At 70.8% G+C, this 16,783-nt stretch carries 15 protein-coding genes; 11 read left to right on the top strand and 4 right to left on the bottom strand.

The window, feature by feature from the left end; genetic code table 11:
• Positions 1 to 2: 2 nt before the first annotated feature.
• Both Q9R20_RS00075 and Q9R20_RS00070 read left to right on the top strand, forming a co-directional pair.
• Entirely contained in the window at positions 3 to 1,292 is a 1,290-nt protein-coding gene (locus Q9R20_RS00075) for an FAD-dependent oxidoreductase (RefSeq protein WP_311248375.1), read from the top strand.
• On the top strand, positions 1,289 to 1,786 hold the full coding sequence (locus Q9R20_RS00070; RefSeq protein ID WP_311247437.1) for an N-acetyltransferase family protein: 498 nt from the start codon (positions 1,289 to 1,291) through the stop codon (positions 1,784 to 1,786). The genes Q9R20_RS00075 and Q9R20_RS00070 overlap by 4 nt, the downstream gene beginning before the upstream one ends.
• 47 nt (positions 1,787 to 1,833) lie before the next feature.
• Here Q9R20_RS00070 and msrA read toward each other — a convergent pair whose 3' ends face one another.
• A complete protein-coding gene (msrA, locus tag Q9R20_RS00065; protein WP_058622371.1) occupies positions 1,834 to 2,388 on the bottom strand; it encodes a peptide-methionine (S)-S-oxide reductase MsrA in 555 nt (184 codons plus the stop codon).
• Positions 2,389 to 2,432: 44 nt separating this feature from the next.
• Complete coding sequence (msrB, locus tag Q9R20_RS00060) at positions 2,433 to 2,891, bottom strand: peptide-methionine (R)-S-oxide reductase MsrB (protein ID WP_311247436.1); 459 nt, start codon at positions 2,889 to 2,891, stop codon at positions 2,433 to 2,435.
• Between the two features lie 187 nt (positions 2,892 to 3,078).
• Here msrB and Q9R20_RS00055 point away from each other — a divergent pair, with 187 nt between their 5' ends.
• On the top strand, positions 3,079 to 3,906 hold the full coding sequence (locus tag Q9R20_RS00055) for an SDR family NAD(P)-dependent oxidoreductase (protein ID WP_311247435.1): 828 nt from the start codon (positions 3,079 to 3,081) through the stop codon (positions 3,904 to 3,906).
• A gap of 11 nt (positions 3,907 to 3,917) precedes the next feature.
• On the opposite strand, the gene Q9R20_RS00050 is transcribed toward Q9R20_RS00055, so the two are convergent.
• Complete coding sequence (locus Q9R20_RS00050) at positions 3,918 to 4,229, bottom strand: hypothetical protein (RefSeq protein ID WP_311247434.1); 312 nt, start codon at positions 4,227 to 4,229, stop codon at positions 3,918 to 3,920.
• A 120-nt stretch (positions 4,230 to 4,349) separates the two neighbouring features.
• On the opposite strand from Q9R20_RS00050, the gene Q9R20_RS00045 reads away from it, so the two are divergent.
• The 6 genes from Q9R20_RS00045 (at position 4,350) to Q9R20_RS00020 (ending at position 13,524) form a co-directional block, all read left to right on the top strand.
• Positions 4,350 to 5,075 (top strand): CoA pyrophosphatase, encoded by a 726-nt coding sequence (locus Q9R20_RS00045; protein WP_311247433.1) that lies wholly within the window; start codon positions 4,350 to 4,352, stop codon positions 5,073 to 5,075.
• 63 nt (positions 5,076 to 5,138) lie between these two features.
• On the top strand, positions 5,139 to 6,818 hold the full coding sequence (gene pgi, locus Q9R20_RS00040) for a glucose-6-phosphate isomerase (protein WP_311247432.1): 1,680 nt from the start codon (positions 5,139 to 5,141) through the stop codon (positions 6,816 to 6,818).
• Positions 6,819 to 7,194: 376 nt separating this feature from the next.
• On the top strand, positions 7,195 to 8,103 hold the full coding sequence (locus Q9R20_RS00035) for a phospholipase (protein ID WP_311247431.1): 909 nt from the start codon (positions 7,195 to 7,197) through the stop codon (positions 8,101 to 8,103).
• Between the two features lie 90 nt (positions 8,104 to 8,193).
• Positions 8,194 to 8,772 carry a PadR family transcriptional regulator gene (locus tag Q9R20_RS00030; RefSeq protein WP_311247430.1) on the top strand — a complete coding sequence of 193 codons (579 nt, stop codon included), beginning with the start codon at positions 8,194 to 8,196 and terminating at the stop codon, positions 8,770 to 8,772.
• A 52-nt stretch (positions 8,773 to 8,824) separates the two neighbouring features.
• On the top strand, positions 8,825 to 10,522 hold the full coding sequence (locus Q9R20_RS00025) for an AarF/UbiB family protein (protein ID WP_311247429.1): 1,698 nt from the start codon (positions 8,825 to 8,827) through the stop codon (positions 10,520 to 10,522).
• A gap of 44 nt (positions 10,523 to 10,566) precedes the next feature.
• Positions 10,567 to 13,524, top strand: coding sequence for a hypothetical protein (locus Q9R20_RS00020; RefSeq protein ID WP_396653646.1), 2,958 nt, complete (start codon positions 10,567 to 10,569; stop codon positions 13,522 to 13,524).
• Between the two features lie 4 nt (positions 13,525 to 13,528).
• Here Q9R20_RS00020 and Q9R20_RS00015 read toward each other — a convergent pair whose 3' ends face one another.
• Complete coding sequence (locus Q9R20_RS00015; protein WP_311247428.1) at positions 13,529 to 14,527, bottom strand: lytic transglycosylase domain-containing protein; 999 nt, start codon at positions 14,525 to 14,527, stop codon at positions 13,529 to 13,531.
• A 458-nt stretch (positions 14,528 to 14,985) separates the two neighbouring features.
• Here Q9R20_RS00015 and rpsA point away from each other — a divergent pair, with 458 nt between their 5' ends.
• Positions 14,986 to 16,440, top strand: a complete 1,455-nt coding sequence (gene rpsA / locus Q9R20_RS00010; protein WP_311247427.1) for a 30S ribosomal protein S1 — start codon at positions 14,986 to 14,988, stop codon at positions 16,438 to 16,440.
• Positions 16,441 to 16,545: 105 nt separating this feature from the next.
• Entirely contained in the window at positions 16,546 to 16,719 is a 174-nt protein-coding gene (locus Q9R20_RS00005; RefSeq protein ID WP_311247426.1) for a hypothetical protein, read from the top strand.
• Positions 16,720 to 16,783: the final 64 nt, after the last annotated feature.

Here is a 16,783-nt window from a genome sequence, read left to right as displayed (position 1 = left end):
GCATGACGCTCACGGTTCCGCCGCGGCCCGGGGCCGACCGTCGCACGGGTCTTCCCGTCGCCGTCATCGGTGCCGGTCCCGTCGGCCTCGCCGCCGCTGCGCATCTGATGGAACGCGGGCTGCGGGTCGTCGTCTTCGAGGCGGGCGCCGTCGCCGGCGCGGCCGTGCACGCCTGGGGCCACACGCGGCTGTTCTCGCCGTGGCGATACGTCGTCGACGCCGCCGCGGGGCGTCTGCTCGAGGCCGAGGGGTGGACGGCTCCGGATGCCGAGGGCCTGCCCACGGGCCACGAGCTGATCGACCGCTACCTCGAGCCCCTCGCGCGCACCGCCGCCCTCGCATCCGTCATCCGGTACGGTACGCGCGTCGAGGCCGTCTCGCGCCAAGGCATGGACCGCACGCGGTCGATCGGCCGGGCAGCAGCGCCGTTCGTGCTGCGACTGCGCACGGCCGAGGGCGTGACGACTGCCTCGGCTCGCGCCGTCATCGACACCTCGGGCACCACGAGCTCGCCGCGGTCCCTGCTGTCGTCGGGTCTCGCCCACGGCGACCTCGGCGACCGCGTGACGACGGCTCTCCCCGACGTGCGCGGGCGCGACCGCGACCGTTTCATCGGCCGACGCGTGCTCGTCGTCGGTGCGGGTCACTCGGCGGCGAACGCCCTGATGGCCCTCGCCGCGCTCGCCGAGGAGGAACCGTCGACGCACATCGCGTGGGCCGTTCGCAACGACGGCACTGCGCGCCTGGCCGCTGATGCGGCCGATGACCTCGCCGCGCGCGGACGCCTCGGCGCGGCGGTCCACCGCCTGGTGGCCGACGGCCGTGTGAAGCAGATTGCTGCGTTCGAGATCGATGACGTGCGGCTCTCCACCGACGGCGTTCACGTCAGCGGCCGACGCGGAGGGGAACCGTTCGCCCTCGAGGTCGACGTGGTGGTCAACGCCACCGGCTTCCGCCCGGACCTGTCGATGCTGCGCGAGATCCGCCTCGGGCTCGATGAGATCGTCGAGGCGCCGCGGGCCCTCGCTCCGTTGATCGACCCGAACCTCCACTCGTGCGGTTCGGTGCCGCCGCACGGTGTCGCCGAGCTCACGCACCCCGAGCCCGACTTCTACCTCGCGGGCATGAAGTCCTACGGTCGAGCACCCACCTTCCTGCTGCTCACCGGGTACGAGCAGGTGCGCTCGATCGCCGCGGAACTCGCGGGCGATCGGAGGGCGGCGCGGCAGGTCGATCTCGTGCTGCCCGAGACGGGTGTCTGCACGACTGACGCGGGGTCCTGCTGCGCGTGAGCGCCGTGCTGCGTCCGCTCGCCGAGACGGACTGGATCGAGGTTCGTCGCATCTACGCGGAGGGCATCGCGACCGGTCACGCCACATTCGAGACGGTGCCCCCGGCGACCTGGGACGAGTTCGATGCGGGACGGCTCGCCGCGCACCGCTACGTCGCGGTCGTCGACGAGCGAGTGGACGGTTGGGCGGCGGTGTCACCCGTGTCGATGCGGCCCGTCTACCGCGGAGTCGTGGAGCACTCGGTCTACGTCGGGGCCGACGCCCGCGGCCGCGGGATCGGTCACCTGCTGGTCGAGGCCCTCATCGCCTCGACGGAGAGCGACGGCCTCTGGACGATCCAATCGTCGATCTTCGCCGACAACCACGCCTCGCTCGCGCTGCACGCGCGCCACGGGTTCCGTACCGTCGGTGTGCGTGAGCGCATCGCCCGCGACGCGGAGGGTGTCTGGCGCGACACCGTACTGATCGAAAGACGCAGTCCCGTGGTCGCCTGACACCACGAGGGCCCGGATGCCATGGCATCCGGGCCCTCGTTCTCGACTTACGCGGAGGCTTCCTCGCGCTTGGGCAGCACCCAACCGGGGCGCACGAAGTGACACGTGTACCCGTTGGGGATGCGCACGAGATAGTCCTGGTGCTCGGGCTCGGCCTCCCAGAACGGCGCCTCGGGCTCGATGGTCGTGACGACCTTCGCGGGCCAGATGCCCGACGCGTCGACGTCCGCGATCGTGTCGCGCGCGACCTTCTCCTGCTCGGGCGAGAGGGGGAAGATCGCCGAGCGGTAGCTCGTGCCGACGTCGTTGCCCTGGCGGTTCAGGGTCGACGGGTCGTGGATCTGGAAGAAGAACGCGAGGATGTCGCGGTACGAGGTCTGCGTGGGGTCGAAGACGATCTCGACGGCCTCCGCGTGACCGGGGTGGTTGCGGTAGGTGGCGTGGTCGTTCTGACCGCCGGTGTAGCCGACGCGCGTGTCGAGCACGCCCGGCTGCCGGCGGATGAGGTCCTCGACGCCCCAGAAGCAGCCGCCCGCGAGGACGGCGGTCTCGGTGCCGGGACGGCGGGTGATCTCGCCGGTGTCGGTGGGTCCGCTGGTCATGGTGTCGCTCCTTTTGCGGTTGCGGGTGCGGAAGGGGAAGAGGTTCATGAGGCTCGGCTCTCACGGAACAGGGGCAGGTACGCGCCGTAGCCCTGCTCTTCGAGGTCGGCGACGGGGACGAACCGCATCGCGGCCGAGTTCATGCAGTATCTCAGCCCGCCGCGGTCGCGGGGGCCGTCGTCGAACAGGTGCCCGAGGTGGCTGTCGGCCCCCGAGGAACGCACCTCGGTGCGCGTCATCCAGAGCGAGCGGTCGGTCTTGTTCACCACCGCGGCGTCGTCGATCGGCTTGGTGAAGCTCGGCCAGCCCGACCCGCTCTCGAACTTGTCTGTCGAGCTGAACAGCGGCTGTCCCGAGACGACATCGACGTAGATGCCGTCCTCGTGGTTGTCCCAATACTCGTTGCGGAACGGCGGCTCGGTCGCGTCGTCCTGCGTGACGGCGAACTGGCGGTCGGTGAGACGACTCAGCGCCTCCGACGTCTTCCGGTACTCCGTGCTCACGGTGCGTGTCCTTTCGTCATGTCGCCCGGTGCGGGCGTCATGGGGGGAGAACGTCGAGCCCGCCGGTTTTGGTCCCGTGGGGCTGGGAGCGGGCTGTGAGTTCTTTCCGGCCCCGGATGCCGGCGGCAAGCCCCCGCGTTCTCGTCGGTGCCCGCATTAGCGTGGCGCCATCGATCAGGAGGTTCGCATGACCCGCACCATCGTCATCACCGGAGCCAGCGACGGCATCGGCGCCGCGTCTGCGAAGCAGCTCGTCCAGGTGGGCGAGGAGGTGGTGGTCGTGGGGCGCAACCCCGACAAGACCGCCCGCGTCGCTCGCTCGCTCGGGGCCGACTCCTTCGTCGCCGACTTCAGCGACCTGGCGCAGGTGCGCGAGCTCGCGGCATCCCTGCTCGAGAAATACCCCCGCATCGACGTGCTCGCCAACAACGCCGGCGGCGTATTCGGCGAGCGCACCCTGACGAAGGACGGCTACGAGACAACCTTCCAGGTGAACCACCTGGCGCCGTTCCTGCTGACGAACCTGTTGCGCGAGCGGCTCGTGGAGTCGCGCGCGTCGGTCATCCAGACCTCGAGCGCCGCGGCGAAGCTGTTCCCGCGGTTCGACATCGACGACCTGCAGGGCGAGCACCGGTACTCCTCGACCACGGCGTACGGCAACGCGAAACTCGCCAACGTGCTGTTCACGAAGGAGCTCAACCGCCGGTTCGGAGACGGGGGGCTCTCGGCGGTCGCCTTCCACCCCGGCGTGATCGCCTCGAACTTCGGCTCAACGAGCGACGGGCCGTGGAAGTTTCTCTACAGCGGCCCGCTCGCCCAGCGCCTGATGACCTCGACCTCGGTCGGCGGAGCGCGCCTCACCTGGCTCGCTCTCGGCAAGCCCGGCGTGGACTGGACACCCGGCGGCTTCTACTCGAACAACAAGCCCGCGAAGACCAACCGTCTCGCGGACGACCCCGTTCTCGCCCGGCAGTTGTGGGAGCGCAGCGAGGTGCTGGTCGGTCTCGACGGCTGAGGGACGAAACCTCAGCGCGCGCCCGCGACCGGCGGGCGTACGTTCCAGCCGAAGCGTTCGAGGGCGTCGTGCAGACGCCGGGCCTGCGCCCACGCGATCTCGGCCGAGACGTCGGAGTAGACGTCGATCGCGAAGGGCGGAGGATCGGCGAACTTCGGAATCTCGACCTCGGCCCACGCGTGCGGGGCGAGCCACACGCGGGGGTGGGCGGTCCCGGCATCCTCGACTCCGCCGTCGGCGGCGAAGGCGATGGCGTCGAGCGCGTCGATCTTCGTGATCGGCATGTTCACGACGAGGGTCACCGCGTGCAGCACTCCGGTCATCGCACACCTCCCTTTCCTCATCCTCACACGCGCTCGCCGGGGGAGGGCCGGTCGTTCCGACCCCGGATGCCGGGTCTCGCCCGGCGCGCGTGATCGGTGCGCCGCCGTTAGCCTCGACCCATGTCGTCTCCCCGCGCGCAGCTCGAAGACCTTCTCGCCCAGGGCGTCGGCGACGTCTCGCCGTCTCTGCGGGCCCTCCCGGTCGAGGGCGAGGCGCGACCCGCGGCGGTTCTCATCCTGTTCGGGGTGCTCGACGGCATCCCGAGCTCTCGAGCGGCGGCGCACGTGCCGAGCGATCTCGACGTCCTCCTGTTGGCGCGGGCGAGCACCCTGCGCGCGCACCCCGGTCAGGTCGCCTTCCCGGGAGGGCGCGTGGACCCGGGCGATCGGGATGGCGTGGCCGCGGCGCTGCGCGAAGCGCGAGAGGAGACGGGGGTCGACACCGCCGGCATCGAGGTCCTGGGCACCCTCGCGCCGGTGCCGCTCGCCTTCTCACGACACGAGGTCACGCCCGTCCTCGCGTGGTGGACGCGCCCTACGCCGGTCCGCGCGATCGACGCGGCGGAATCGGCGGAGGTGTTCCGAGCCCCCGTCGCCGATCTGCTCGATCCCGCGCGTCGCGGGGTGACCGTCATCCGCCGGGACGGCCGCGAGTGGCGCGGACCGGCGTTCGCCCTCGAGACGGCCTCCGGGCCGCAGACGGTGTGGGGGTTCACGGCGATGCTGCTCGACGGTCTGTTCGATCGGCTCAGGTGGACGGAACCGTGGGACCGCGAGCGCGAGATCGCTCTCCCCGAAGCGGTGGGTGGCGGCGAAGACGCGTCCGTCTCCGCGCGCCGACCGTAACGCTCCCGGCGTACTTCGTCATCCGCGGTGTGGCGAGGGGCGCGGATCGCTAGCGTGGGACCCGTGACTGCGCCCATCGATCCCACCACCACCGCCGCCTGGTCTCGACTGACCGAACTGAGGGCCGCGTTCGAGCCCGACCTGCGCGGCTGGTTCGCCGCCGACGCCGACCGCACGCGCGAGCTCACCCGCACGGTCGGCGATCTGCACGTCGACCTGTCGAAGAACCTCGTCACCCCCGAGGTCCTCGAGGCCCTCGTCGCCCTCGCCGACGAGACGGGCGTGCGCGAGCGCTTCGCCGACATGCTCGCCGGCGCGCACCTGAACACGAGCGAAGACCGTGCCGTGCTGCATACCGCTCTTCGCCGTCCCGCCGACGCCGAGCCCGCGCTGGTCGTCGACGGCCAGCAGATCGATCACGACGTGCACGAGGTGCTCGACCGGCTCAGCGCCTTCGCCGATCGTGTGCGCTCGGGCGAGTGGCGCGGGGTGACCGGAAAGAAGGTCACCACCGTCGTCAACATCGGCATCGGCGGCAGCGACCTCGGTCCTGTCATGGTGTACGAGGCCCTTCTTCCCTCCGCCGACGCCGGAATCCACGCGCGCTTCGTGTCGAACATCGACCCGACCGACATCGCGCAGAAGACCGCCGACCTCGACCCGGAGACCACGCTCTTCATCGTCGCGTCGAAGACGTTCACCACCCTCGAGACGCTGACCAACGCCCGCCTCGCGCGCGACTGGCTCTGGGCGCAGCTCGCCGAGAAGGGCGCCATCGACGATTCGGATGCCGCCCGCACCGACGCCGTCGCCCACCACTTCGTCGCGGTGTCCACGGCGCTCGACAAGGTGTCGGCCTTCGGGATCGACCCCGCGAACGCGTTCGGGTTCTGGGACTGGGTGGGCGGCCGGTACTCCGTCGACTCGGCGATCGGGTTGTCTCTCGCCATCTCGCTCGGCCCCGACGTGTTCCGGGATCTGCTCGCCGGATTCCACACGGTCGACGAGCACGTGGCATCCACCCCGATCGAGCAGAACGTGCCGGTCCTGATGGGCCTGCTCAACGTCTGGTACACCAACTTCCTCGGGGCCCAGTCGCACGCGGTGCTGCCGTACGCCCAGCAGCTGCACCGCTTCGCGGCCTACCTGCAGCAGCTCACGATGGAATCCAACGGCAAGTCGGTGCGCTGGGACGGCACCCCCGTCACCACCGACACCGGAGAGGTGTTCTGGGGAGAGCCCGGCACGAACGGTCAGCACGCGTTCTATCAGCTCATCCACCAGGGCACCCGCCTCATCCCCGCCGACTTCATCGCCTTCGTCAACCCGGCCTACCCGCTGGCCGACGACGGGCGCGACGTCCATGGACTGTTCCTGGCGAACTTCCTCGCCCAGACCAAGGCGCTCGCGTTCGGCAAGACCGCCGAAGAGGTCGAGGCCGAGGGGACGACCGGAGCCCTCGTCGCCGCTCGCACGTTCCCCGGCAACCGCCCGACGACGTCGATCTTCGCGCCGTCGTTGACGCCGTCGGTCCTGGGCCAGCTCATCGCCCTGTACGAGCACATCACCTTCACGCAGGGCACGATCTGGGGCATCAACTCCTTCGACCAGTGGGGCGTCGAGCTGGGCAAGCAGCTGGCCCTGCAGATCGCCCCCGCGATCGAGGGCGACGACGAGGCGCTGGCCGCCCAGGATTCCTCCACCCGCGCGCTCCTCGACTACTACCGCGCACACCGCAGCTGACGCGCGGGGTCGCAAAGGACGGGGAGATCCTCGCCGTGAGGCCGATGCGGCGAGATTTTTCCTCGCCGCATCGGCCTCTCCTCGTCAGTGCCGGGCGCGCGGGTGGCGGCGCGTGGGCCCGCCCCGCGCGGCGTCACGGAAAAGTCCAGGTGGGAGTGCCTAAACGTCGACGTCTCCGACACGTCCACGGGAAGGTGCGAGGGTCGTCCATGCCGACGTGTCCGGCCCGGGGCGATGCCGCCCGCTCCCACCGGTCTTCCAGGTAACGAAAAGATAACGTCCAGAACCAGCACCCATGCTCGGGGCCCGTGCCGACCCGACGGCGCGACCGCCGTGCTCGATCCCGACGAGCGCGCCCCCCGACGAAAGATCTCTTTTGCTGCGTTCCGACATCAAACTCACCCACGTCAACCGCGCCCGGCGCACCCTCGTCACCGCGGCCACCTGCGCGGGTCTCGCGTTCGGCATGGTCGCGACGACCGGTCTCGCGATCGCCGCCCCCGTGTCGCTCCCCGACGCCTCCGCCTCGTCGTTCTCCGGGCCGAGCTCGTCGGTGCCCGTCTCGACCGCGCCCACACTCGACGCCGTGAGCACCGGTGCGGACACCGCTCTCGACGGCGCCCAGGCGGCCCTGTCCGACGCGAGCGCCGTGCAGGCCGACGTCGCGGCAACGGGTCTGCCGCTGTCGATCGGCGACGCCTCGATCGACACGACCACGTTGCAGGATGCCGTGGATCGCCTGACCTCGCGCGACCTGCTGCCCGTGCTGCTCGTGCCCGCCCTGAGCCAGAACGCCGAGACCGAGACCGAGCGCGTGAGCACGCGGGTCGCGGAGGTCAGGGGCAGCCTGGAGCAGGCCAAGGCCGAGAAGGCCGCCGCCGACGCCGCGGCCGAGGCGCAGCGTCAGGCCGAGGCCGCGGCTGCCGCGGAGGCGCAGCGTCAGGCCGACGCCGCCGCCGCGCTGGCCCGGGTCAACACCCCCGACGGCGCCAAGGCGTACGCGGCGCAGCTCGCGTCCGAGAAGTACGGGTGGGGGAGCGACCAGTTCTCGTGCCTCTCGTCGCTGTGGACGAAGGAATCGGGCTGGAACTATCAGGCGTACAACGACAACGGCGGCGCCACGGGCATCCCCCAGGCGCTCCCCGGCAGCAAGATGGCCACGTTCGGCGCCGACTGGCAGACCAACGCCGCCACGCAGATCGCGTGGGGCTTGGACTACATCTCCCGCGGGTACGGAACTCCTTGCAGCGCATGGGGCCACTCGCAGGCGATGAACTGGTACTGAGAATCCGCCGCACGGCGACCTCCGGCACCGCTCAACGATATATCGTTGTGTATCGCTGACTCAGATCGGGTCCGCGCGAAGGAGGTCGTCATGAGTGGTTCATTCCTGGGAGACGCGTTCGGCGGACGCGGTGGTCACAATGCTCCCGGCTGGCCGATGTCCAACATCCTCGAGGGTCTCGAGCAGCTGCGCACGCAGTTCGAGCAGAAGTCCGGCTCGACGCCCCGCATGAACAAGGGCGACGTGCGCTCGGCCGTGCTGTCGCTCCTGCTCGAGCAGCCCATGCACGGGTACCAGATCATCCGGGAGATCGAGGATCGCAGTGGCGGGTCGTGGAAGCCGAGCCCGGGCTCGGTCTACCCCACGCTGCAGCTGCTGACCGACGAGGGTCTGGTGCAGGCCGAGGAGTCCAACGGTCGCAAGACGTACTCGCTCACCGCCGAGGGTCGCGCGGCGGCCGGCGACGAGACCACCGAGCGCACCGCGCCGTGGGAATCGGCCGGTTCCCGTGACGGCGGACGCATGACCGCACTGCCCAAGGCGGGCGTCGAACTCGCCCAGGCCGCCGCGCAGGTCGCTCGGACGGGAGACAAGGAGCAGGTGGCGCAAGCGGTCGAGATCCTTGAAGAGGCCCGCCGTAAGCTCTACTCCATCCTCGCCCAGGGTTGAGGTCGCGCCGGCTCGACGGGGGCGCTTCGCCCGTCGGCATCCAGGAGGATCGATGACCGACGACGCCCTCATGAAGGCCCGCTACCGGCGGATCACGCGCTTCGCGGCGCGTTACCTGGTGCAGGCCTGGTGGTACGAGCTGTTCCTGCCGCGGTTCGGTCTCGGGTGGATCTCCGCCCGGGGCCGCACCCGCAGGCTCGAACGCATCGCGCAACGGTTCCACGTGTTGGCGGTCGATCTCGGCGGCCTCATGATCAAGGTCGGCCAGTTCATGTCGTCGCGCCTCGACGTGCTGCCGCCCTCGATCACGAAGCAGCTCGCAGGTCTGCAGGACGAGGTGCCCGCGGTCTCGTTCGAGCAGATGCGCGCTCGCGCCCAGGCCGAGCTCGGGATGCCGTTGGAACGCGCCTTCGCGAGCGTCGACGAACGTCCCCTCGCGGCCGCGTCGCTGGGTCAGGCGCACCGAGCGATCCTGTCGGACGAGCTCGCCGCCGAGACCGGGCTGAGCGCGGTCGTCCTGAAGATCCAGCGCCCCGGGATCGACCGCATCGTCGACGTCGATCTGCGCGCCCTCCGCAAGGTCGGCGTCTGGCTCAGCAAGGTCGCGCTCGTCCGCGACCGTGTCGACATGCCCTCCCTCGTCGAGGAGTTCGCCGTCACGAGCCTCGAGGAGATCGACTACCTCCACGAGGCCGCGAACTCGGAGCGCTTCGCCGCCGACTTCGGGGGAGAGGGCGGCGTCGCCGTCCCCGAGGTCGTCTGGGAGCGCACCACTCGCCGTGTCCTCACCCTGCAGGACGTCACGGCGATCAAGATCAACGACGTCGACGCCCTCCGCGCCGCCGGCATCGACCCCTCCGAGGTCGCCGCCCGGTTCGCGCAGGTGATGTTCGACCAGTTGTTCGACGACGGCTTCTTCCACGCCGACCCGCACCCCGGCAACGTCTTCGTGACCCCTCTCGGCGCGACGACGGATGCCGGCACCCCGGCCTGGCGATTCACCTTCATCGACTTCGGCATGATGGGCGAGGTCCCGCCGAGCCTGCGCCGCGGACTGCGTCGCGTGCTCATCGCGGCCGCCTCCCGTGACGGCAAGGGCCTGGTCGACGGCATCCGTGATGTGGGCGTTCTGCTGCCCTCCGCCGACACCATCCAGCTCGAGCGCGCCATGACGCAGCTCTTCTCGCGCTTCGGCGGTATGGGCTTCGCCGAGCTGCAAGAGGTCGACCCCCGGGAGTTCCGCGCGTTCGCGATCGAGTTCGGCGACGTCGTGCGGTCGCTGCCGTTCCAGCTGCCGGAGAACTTCCTCCTCATCGTGCGGGCGATGTCGTTGACGAGCGGCATGTGCAGCGCCCTCGACCCGGCTTTCAACATCTGGGATGCCGTCGAGCCCTACGCCCAGCGCCTGATCCGCGAGGAGAGCGGCAACACCGCCCAGGCGTTCGTGCGCGAGGTGGGGGCGGTGGCCGCCGTCACCGCGCGCCTCCCGCGCCGTGCCGACAACCTCATCTCGCGGTTCGAGGACGGGTCGGTCTCGGTGCAGACGCCGCGCATCGAGAGACGCCTGCGCGATCTCGAGCGGATGATCCGCCGGGTGGTGTCGGCGGTGCTGTTCACGGGGCTCCTGATCGGCGGCATCCTGTTGCAGGGCGAACAGGCCGTGCTCGGCATCGTCCTCATGGTCGCGTCGGTGGCGCCTCTGGCGCATGCGCTGCTCGCCGGTTTCGTGGCGCGCCGCAACGGCGCCTGAGGCCGTCGCCGGGACCGCGGAGAGCGCCTCCTTAGACTGGCTCGGTGCCGATGGAAGCGAGCCGCCCCCTGCTGAGCTGGCGGTTCGACGGCTCTCTGCGCACCTATCAGGCAGATGCCCTCGATCGTGTCGACGTCGACGCCGGGGAGCCGGTGCACCTGGTCGCCCCACCCGGGGCCGGCAAGACCCTGCTCGGCCTCCTGCTCGCCGCCCGGCGCGGCCCGCGGGCCGTGGTGTTCGCACCGACGACGGCGATCCGCGCGCAATGGGTGAGCGCCGCCCGCACTCTCGCCCACGATGACGCCGCCGTGTCGGACGATCCCGCGAGCCCGGCGGATCTCACCGCTCTGACGTATCAGTCCGTGAGCGTGGTGGACTCGGGCGAGCCGTTCGCCGAGCTCGCTCGCGCCCGATGGGCCGCGGAGCTCGTCGAGGACGACCGCACTCCCGAGCAGGCCGAGGACTGGCTCGTCGCTCTTCGGGCGGGCAATGCTGCGGCGTATGCCCGTGGCATCCGCTCCCGCTCCCGTGCCCTCCGGCGTTCCCTGGCGAGACAGGATGCCGCAGCCCTCACGGACGCCCTGCATCCGAATGCCCGCGAGCTCATCGATCGTCTCGTCGGCGCCGGTGTCGAGACGATCGTGCTCGACGAGTGCCACCATCTCCTCGACCACTGGGCGCTCGTGGTGGCGGCGCTCGTGGCACGGGTGCGCGCGAACGGCCGCGAGCCGCTCGTCATCGGCCTCACCGCGACCCTTCCCTCGCCGGACGACGCGAACGAGTACGACAACTACGTCTCGCTTTTGGGCGAGGTCGACCTGGAGGTTCCGGTCCCGGCGGTGGTGCGCGAGGGCGACCTCGCTCCGTACCGCGATCTGATCCACGTCGTCCGGCCGACCGACGAGGAGCTGGCCTTCCTCTCGGCCCACGCCGAGGCCCTGGCCGAGGCGCTGCGGACCACCTTCGCGGTGGGTACCGGGCGAGCGTTCCTGCGCGATCTGCTTCAGCGGCCGGAGTCGGCGCCCGATATCGACCCGTTCCGTACGCCCTCGGCGGCAGCGGCCTCCCCGGTGGCCGCGCGTCACCCGCGCGATCCGCTCGGCGAGATCGACGCCGCTCTGGCCAGGGCCTTCGCGGCCGATTTCGCCGGAGCCGAGGCGGCCGCGGCGATGTTCTCGGTCGTCGCACCCGACGACCCGCTGACCGCGTGCCTGCCGGCCGTCGCCCGCCGCGCACCCACGACCGAGGAGACGCTGCGCCTGCTCGGCCGTTTCGCCCTGGACCGGGTCCTTCCCGATCCGGAGCGCGCCGACGACTGGCAGCGGCTTCGTCGTCTCCTCGCGGATTTCGGCTTCGCCCTCACCGACCGGGGCGTGCGTCGCACGCGTGATCCGATCGACACGGTGCTGGCGTCGTCCGTGGCGAAGGACCGGGGAGCGTGCGACATCCTCGCCCGCGAGCGCGCCGAGCTCGGCGACCGCCTCCGCGCCCTCGTCGTCACCGACTTCGTCACCCACGGCAACGTGCACGGCGGTCTCCTCGGCGCGGCCGGAGCCGTTCGCACCTTCTCGATTGTGGCGACGGATGCCGAGACCTCGGCGCTGCGCTCGATCCTCGTCACGTCCTCGACGGTGCGCGTCGCGGGTCGGCACGCCGACACGGTCCTTCCCGCGTTGTCTCGAGAGCTCGGGTCGGACCTCACCGCGGAGCCCTGCTCCGACGACGCCGCTGCTCTCGAGGTTCGCGGGACCGCCGGTGCGGGCATCGTCGGCGCCGTCTCACGCCTTCTGTCCACCGGTGGTCTCGACGTGGTGGTCGGCACGCGCGGACTCTTCGGCGAGGGCTGGGACTGTCCGGCGGTCAACACTCTGATCGACCTCACCGCAGCGGCCACGGCCTCGGCGACGCAGCAGCTGCGCGGGCGCACCCTGCGGCTCGACCCCGCGTGGCCCGAGAAGGTGGCCCACAACTGGACGGTCACGGCACTGCTCCCGCCCACGTCCCCTCTCGACGCGCAACCGGATGCCGCGCGCCTCCGCCGCAAACACGCCTCGCTGTGGGGGCTCGACACCGACCACCCCGGCCGCATCGTGCGCGGTCTGGCGGCCGCGCTCGGGCACGACCGACGCGTCGCGCTCGACGAGGTGCTCGCCAAGGCACCGGGGTCGTCGCTGCACGGGGTGGACGGTCTGGCTCTCGTCCCGCCCCGGGCCGAGACCCGGTCCGCGTGGCGCGTCGGCAGCCCCTACGACGACCGGGAGGAGATCTCGGCCATCGTGGAGCGTCCCGCGCGGACACCCGTCTTCTCGACGTCGGTGATCGCGACGCGCGCGCTGGGGAGCTGGTCCGCCGCCGCGGTCGCCGTGCCCGCCGCGCTCCTGGCGGTCTCGCTCATCCTGCCTCTGCCGGCGGGCGCGGTGCTGGGTGGCCTGAGCGCGCTGGTCGGGGTCGTCCTCGCGCCGCCTTTGCTCGCGGCGTGGCGGCGAACCCGTCGACAGGCCCGGGATGCCGCAGCGACGCTCGAGAGCATCGCCCGGGTGATTTGGACGGCCTTGTTGGAGAGCGGGCGCGTCCAGTCGTCGCCCGCCGCCCCGACGCTCGCCGTCGAGCAGGGGGATGCCGGCACCGTCCGCGCCGCCGTGCGGGTCCCGGACGCTAGCCTCGCCGATCAACGCGCGTTCGCGGCAGCCCTCGGGGAGGTGTGCGGGCCGATCCGCACTCCACGTTTCGTGCTCGAGATCGACCGCGGGGGAGGTCCGTGGTGGGTGCGCCGCGTGCTCGAGCGAGCGGGGCGGTCGCGTCCCCGCAACTTCGTCGCGGTCCCCGCGGAGATCGGTCGTCGTCGCGCCGACGCCCTCCGTTTCCACGGTGCGTGGCAGGTCCACGTCGGGCCGGCCACGCTGCACGAGCTCGCGGGCTCGGAGAACCTCGCCCTGCTCGCAGAAGCGCGCCGCACCGGAGGATTCTCCGGAGCGGCGCGCTCGGTCATGCGGTGGAGCTGAGGGCTCAGTACCAACCGGTCGACTGGGAGTGGCCCCAGGCGCCGCACGGCGTCCCGTAACGGCCCGAGATGTAGCCGAGACCCCACGAGATCTGCGTGGCGGCGTTGGTCTCCCAGTCAGCTCCGGCCGACGACATCTTGCTGCCCGGCAGGGCCTGCGGGATGCCGTAGGCGCCGCTGCCGGCGTTGTAGGCGCGGTAGTTCCAGCCCGACTCCTTGTTCCAGAGCGAGACGAGGCACGAGAACTGGTCATCGCCCCAGCCGCGGCTGGCGAGCATGCCGCGAGCGGTCGCCTGCGCGCCCGCGACGCTGTTGTCGCCGGAGCCGCCGCCGCTGGGGAGGGGAGCCGACGATCCGCCGCCTCCGCTGCTGCTGGAGCTCGACGACGAGGATGCGGCCTTCTCCGCGGCGGCCTTCTCGGCGGCGGCCTTCGCGGCGGCGGCGGCCTCGGCCTCCTGGCGCGCCTTCTCGGCAGCCTCCTCCTCCGCTTTCTTGGCGACAGCGGCGTCGAGTCCTCCGCGCAGCTCGGCGACTCGCTGGTCGACCGTGGCCGAGGCCGCAGCGACCTCCTCGGCGAGGGCGGGGAGGAACGTCTCGGGCAGGGCCGACGCCGCCTCGAGGCGGTCCGCGGCCTGCTGCAGAGCGGCGGTGTCGACCGTGGCGGGCTGGCCGATGTCGAGACCGGATGCCGCGATGTCGTTCTGCACGCTGGCCGCGGCCTGCATCGAGGTCGACGCGGCGGTCTCCGCCGTCTCGGCCTGCGTCTTCTCGGGGCCGGGGGCGGCGGTGAGGACGGTGGGGGTGATCGAGGAGGCGAGCGAGAACGTCGCCGTCGACAGGTCGGTGGGGGAGGCGGTGGCGGCCGGCGCGGTGCCGGTGAGAGCCGCGGCCGCGACCACGCCGAGCACGAGCGCTCCCACGGTCGTCACGGGGCGACGACGAGTGCGGCGGGCGGCGAGGCGGCGGTCACGACGATTGGTGAGGGGCGTCGAGTCAGAGCGCATAGAACCGGTTTCACGTGAGGGGAGGACGGTGCGGGTGTCACCGTCCGACCCGCGTCCAGCGGGCACAAGACGGGGAGCCTGGCACGTGTTTCTGGACGCCACCTGGGCGGACCGATCCTCCACGGCCCCGGAAAAGCGCCGATCCGACCCGAATCGCCGCGGGCAGGAACCGTCTTGTGCGGGCATCGTCCCCTCGCGCGCCGGCGGCGGGATGTCAGCGGATGACAGGTATCCGAAGCGGGTGGGCGGCGGGGAGGCATGGTGCGTTAGACTGAGATGTCACACGTGGGTCCTGCCTGTCTGGTGGACCCGTGACATCGCACGAAACAATCCGCTTCGCTTCGACTCGTGGCTGGAGTCCGCCCTCCGGGCGGCGCCAGCCCGATGGCCCCGGTCTCCGGATCGACGGGCGCTGGAGTCGGAGCCCGACACCACACCCAACTAGGACAACCCACTACATGACTACCGCAACGACCGCCCCGGCTACCAAGCAGGTCGCGATCAACGACATCGGCTCCGCCGAAGACTTCCTGGCCGCGGTCGAGAAGACGCTCAAGTTCTTCAACGACGGCGACCTCATCGAAGGCACCGTGGTGAAGATCGACCGCGACGAGGTCCTCCTCGACGTCGGTTACAAGACCGAGGGCGTCATCCCCTCCCGCGAGCTCTCGATCAAGCACGACGTCGACCCCAACGAGGTCGTCAACGTCGGCGACCACGTCGAGGCCCTCGTTCTCCAGAAGGAGGACAAGGAAGGCCGCCTCATCCTGTCCAAGAAGCGTGCGCAGTACGAGCGCGCGTGGGGCGACGTCGAGAAGATCAAGGAGAACGACGGTGTGGTCACCGGTTCCGTGATCGAGGTCGTCAAGGGTGGTCTCATCGTCGACATCGGCCTCCGCGGCTTCCTCCCGGCCTCGCTCATCGAGCTGCGCCGCGTGCGCGACCTCACGCCGTACCTCGGCCAGGCGATCGAGGCCAAGATCCTCGAGCTCGACAAGAACCGCAACAACGTCGTGCTCTCGCGCCGCGCCCTGCTCGAGCAGACGCAGTCCGAGTCGCGCACCACGTTCCTCAACAACCTCCACAAGGGCCAGGTCCGCAAGGGCACGGTCTCGTCGATCGTCAACTTCGGTGCGTTCGTCGACCTGGGTGGCGTCGACGGTCTCGTCCACGTCTCCGAGCTCTCGTGGAAGCACATCGAGCACGCTTCCGAGGTCGTCGAGGTGGGCCAGGAGGTCACCGTCGAAATCCTCGAGGTCGACCTCGACCGCGAGCGCGTCTCCCTCTCGCTCAAGGCGACGCAGGAAGACCCGTGGCAGGTGTTCGCCCGTACCCACGCGATCGGCCAGATCGCTCCGGGCAAGGTCACCAAGCTCGTTCCCTTCGGTGCGTTCGTCCGCGTGGCCGACGGCATCGAGGGCCTCGTGCACATCTCCGAGCTGTCGGGCAAGCACGTCGAGCTCGCGGAGCAGGTCGTGTCGGTCGGCGAAGAGGTCTTCGTCAAGATCATCGACATCGACCTCGAGCGTCGTCGCATCTCGCTCTCGCTCAAGCAGGCCAACGAGTCGGTCGACCCCAACGGCACCGAGTTCGACCCGGCGCTGTACGGCATGGCGACCGAGTACGACGAGCGTGGCGAGTACAAGTACCCCGAGGGCTTCGACCCCGAGTCGGGTGCCTGGCTCGAGGGCTTCGACGCTCAGCGCGAGCAGTGGGAGCAGGAGTACGCCGCTGCCCAGGGTCGCTGGGAGGCCCACAAGGCTGCCGTCACCAAGGCCCTCGAGGCCGAGGCCGCCAACCCGACGGACTCCGGTTCGTTCGGCGGATCCTTCTCGTCCGAGTCGCCCGCGCAGGGCACCCTCGCCGACGACGAGTCGCTGGCCGCGCTTCGCGAGAAGCTCTCCGGTCGCTGATCCGACTCACGCCGAAGGCCGGTACCTCCTCGGAGGTGCCGGCCTTCGGTCGTTCTCGGGCGCAAGCCCTGGTCGCCATCCCGGGGGAGCGGGCAAGATGAATGCATGGCCTCTCGACTTCCGATCCTCATCACCATCGCCGGCGTCGCCGTGCTGTTCCTCGCGATCGCCTTCGTGTTCGCGCTCGTCCTAGGGGCGATGTTCTTCGGCGGCATCGAGTTCACCGGTGGACACATGGATGCCGCTGCCACGGCTGCGGCGTACCGACTCGCGGCGTGATCCCGACGTGACGGTGGGGCATCGCGTCGTTCCGCGTGGGCATGTACACGCTGTGGCCGTTCGG

The organism is Microbacterium sp. PRF11, from assembly GCF_031844085.1.
GTDB lineage: Bacteria > Actinomycetota > Actinomycetes > Actinomycetales > Microbacteriaceae > Microbacterium.
Note: the sequence above shows the minus strand (reverse complement) of the source record. Positions and strands in the feature narration are given on the sequence as shown.

Bases quoted from the DNA above. Each gene is read 5' to 3' on its own strand.
- Q9R20_RS00025 (WP_311247429.1), top strand. From the start codon at position 8,825: ATGACCGACGACGCCCTCATGAAGGCCCGCTACCGGCGGATCACGCGC.
- Q9R20_RS00030 (WP_311247430.1), top strand. From the start codon at position 8,194: ATGAGTGGTTCATTCCTGGGAGACGCGTTCGGCGGACGCGGTGGTCAC.
- Q9R20_RS00015 (WP_311247428.1), bottom strand. From the start codon at position 14,527: ATGCGCTCTGACTCGACGCCCCTCACCAATCGTCGTGACCGCCGCCTC.
- Q9R20_RS00050 (WP_311247434.1), bottom strand. From the start codon at position 4,229: ATGACCGGAGTGCTGCACGCGGTGACCCTCGTCGTGAACATGCCGATC.
- rpsA (WP_311247427.1), top strand. From the start codon at position 14,986: ATGACTACCGCAACGACCGCCCCGGCTACCAAGCAGGTCGCGATCAAC.
- Q9R20_RS00055 (WP_311247435.1), top strand. From the start codon at position 3,079: ATGACCCGCACCATCGTCATCACCGGAGCCAGCGACGGCATCGGCGCC.
- Q9R20_RS00045 (WP_311247433.1), top strand. From the start codon at position 4,350: ATGTCGTCTCCCCGCGCGCAGCTCGAAGACCTTCTCGCCCAGGGCGTC.
- Q9R20_RS00005 (WP_311247426.1), top strand. From the start codon at position 16,546: ATGGCCTCTCGACTTCCGATCCTCATCACCATCGCCGGCGTCGCCGTG.
- msrA (WP_058622371.1), bottom strand. From the start codon at position 2,388: ATGACCAGCGGACCCACCGACACCGGCGAGATCACCCGCCGTCCCGGC.
- Q9R20_RS00075 (WP_311248375.1), top strand. From the start codon at position 3: ATGACGCTCACGGTTCCGCCGCGGCCCGGGGCCGACCGTCGCACGGGT.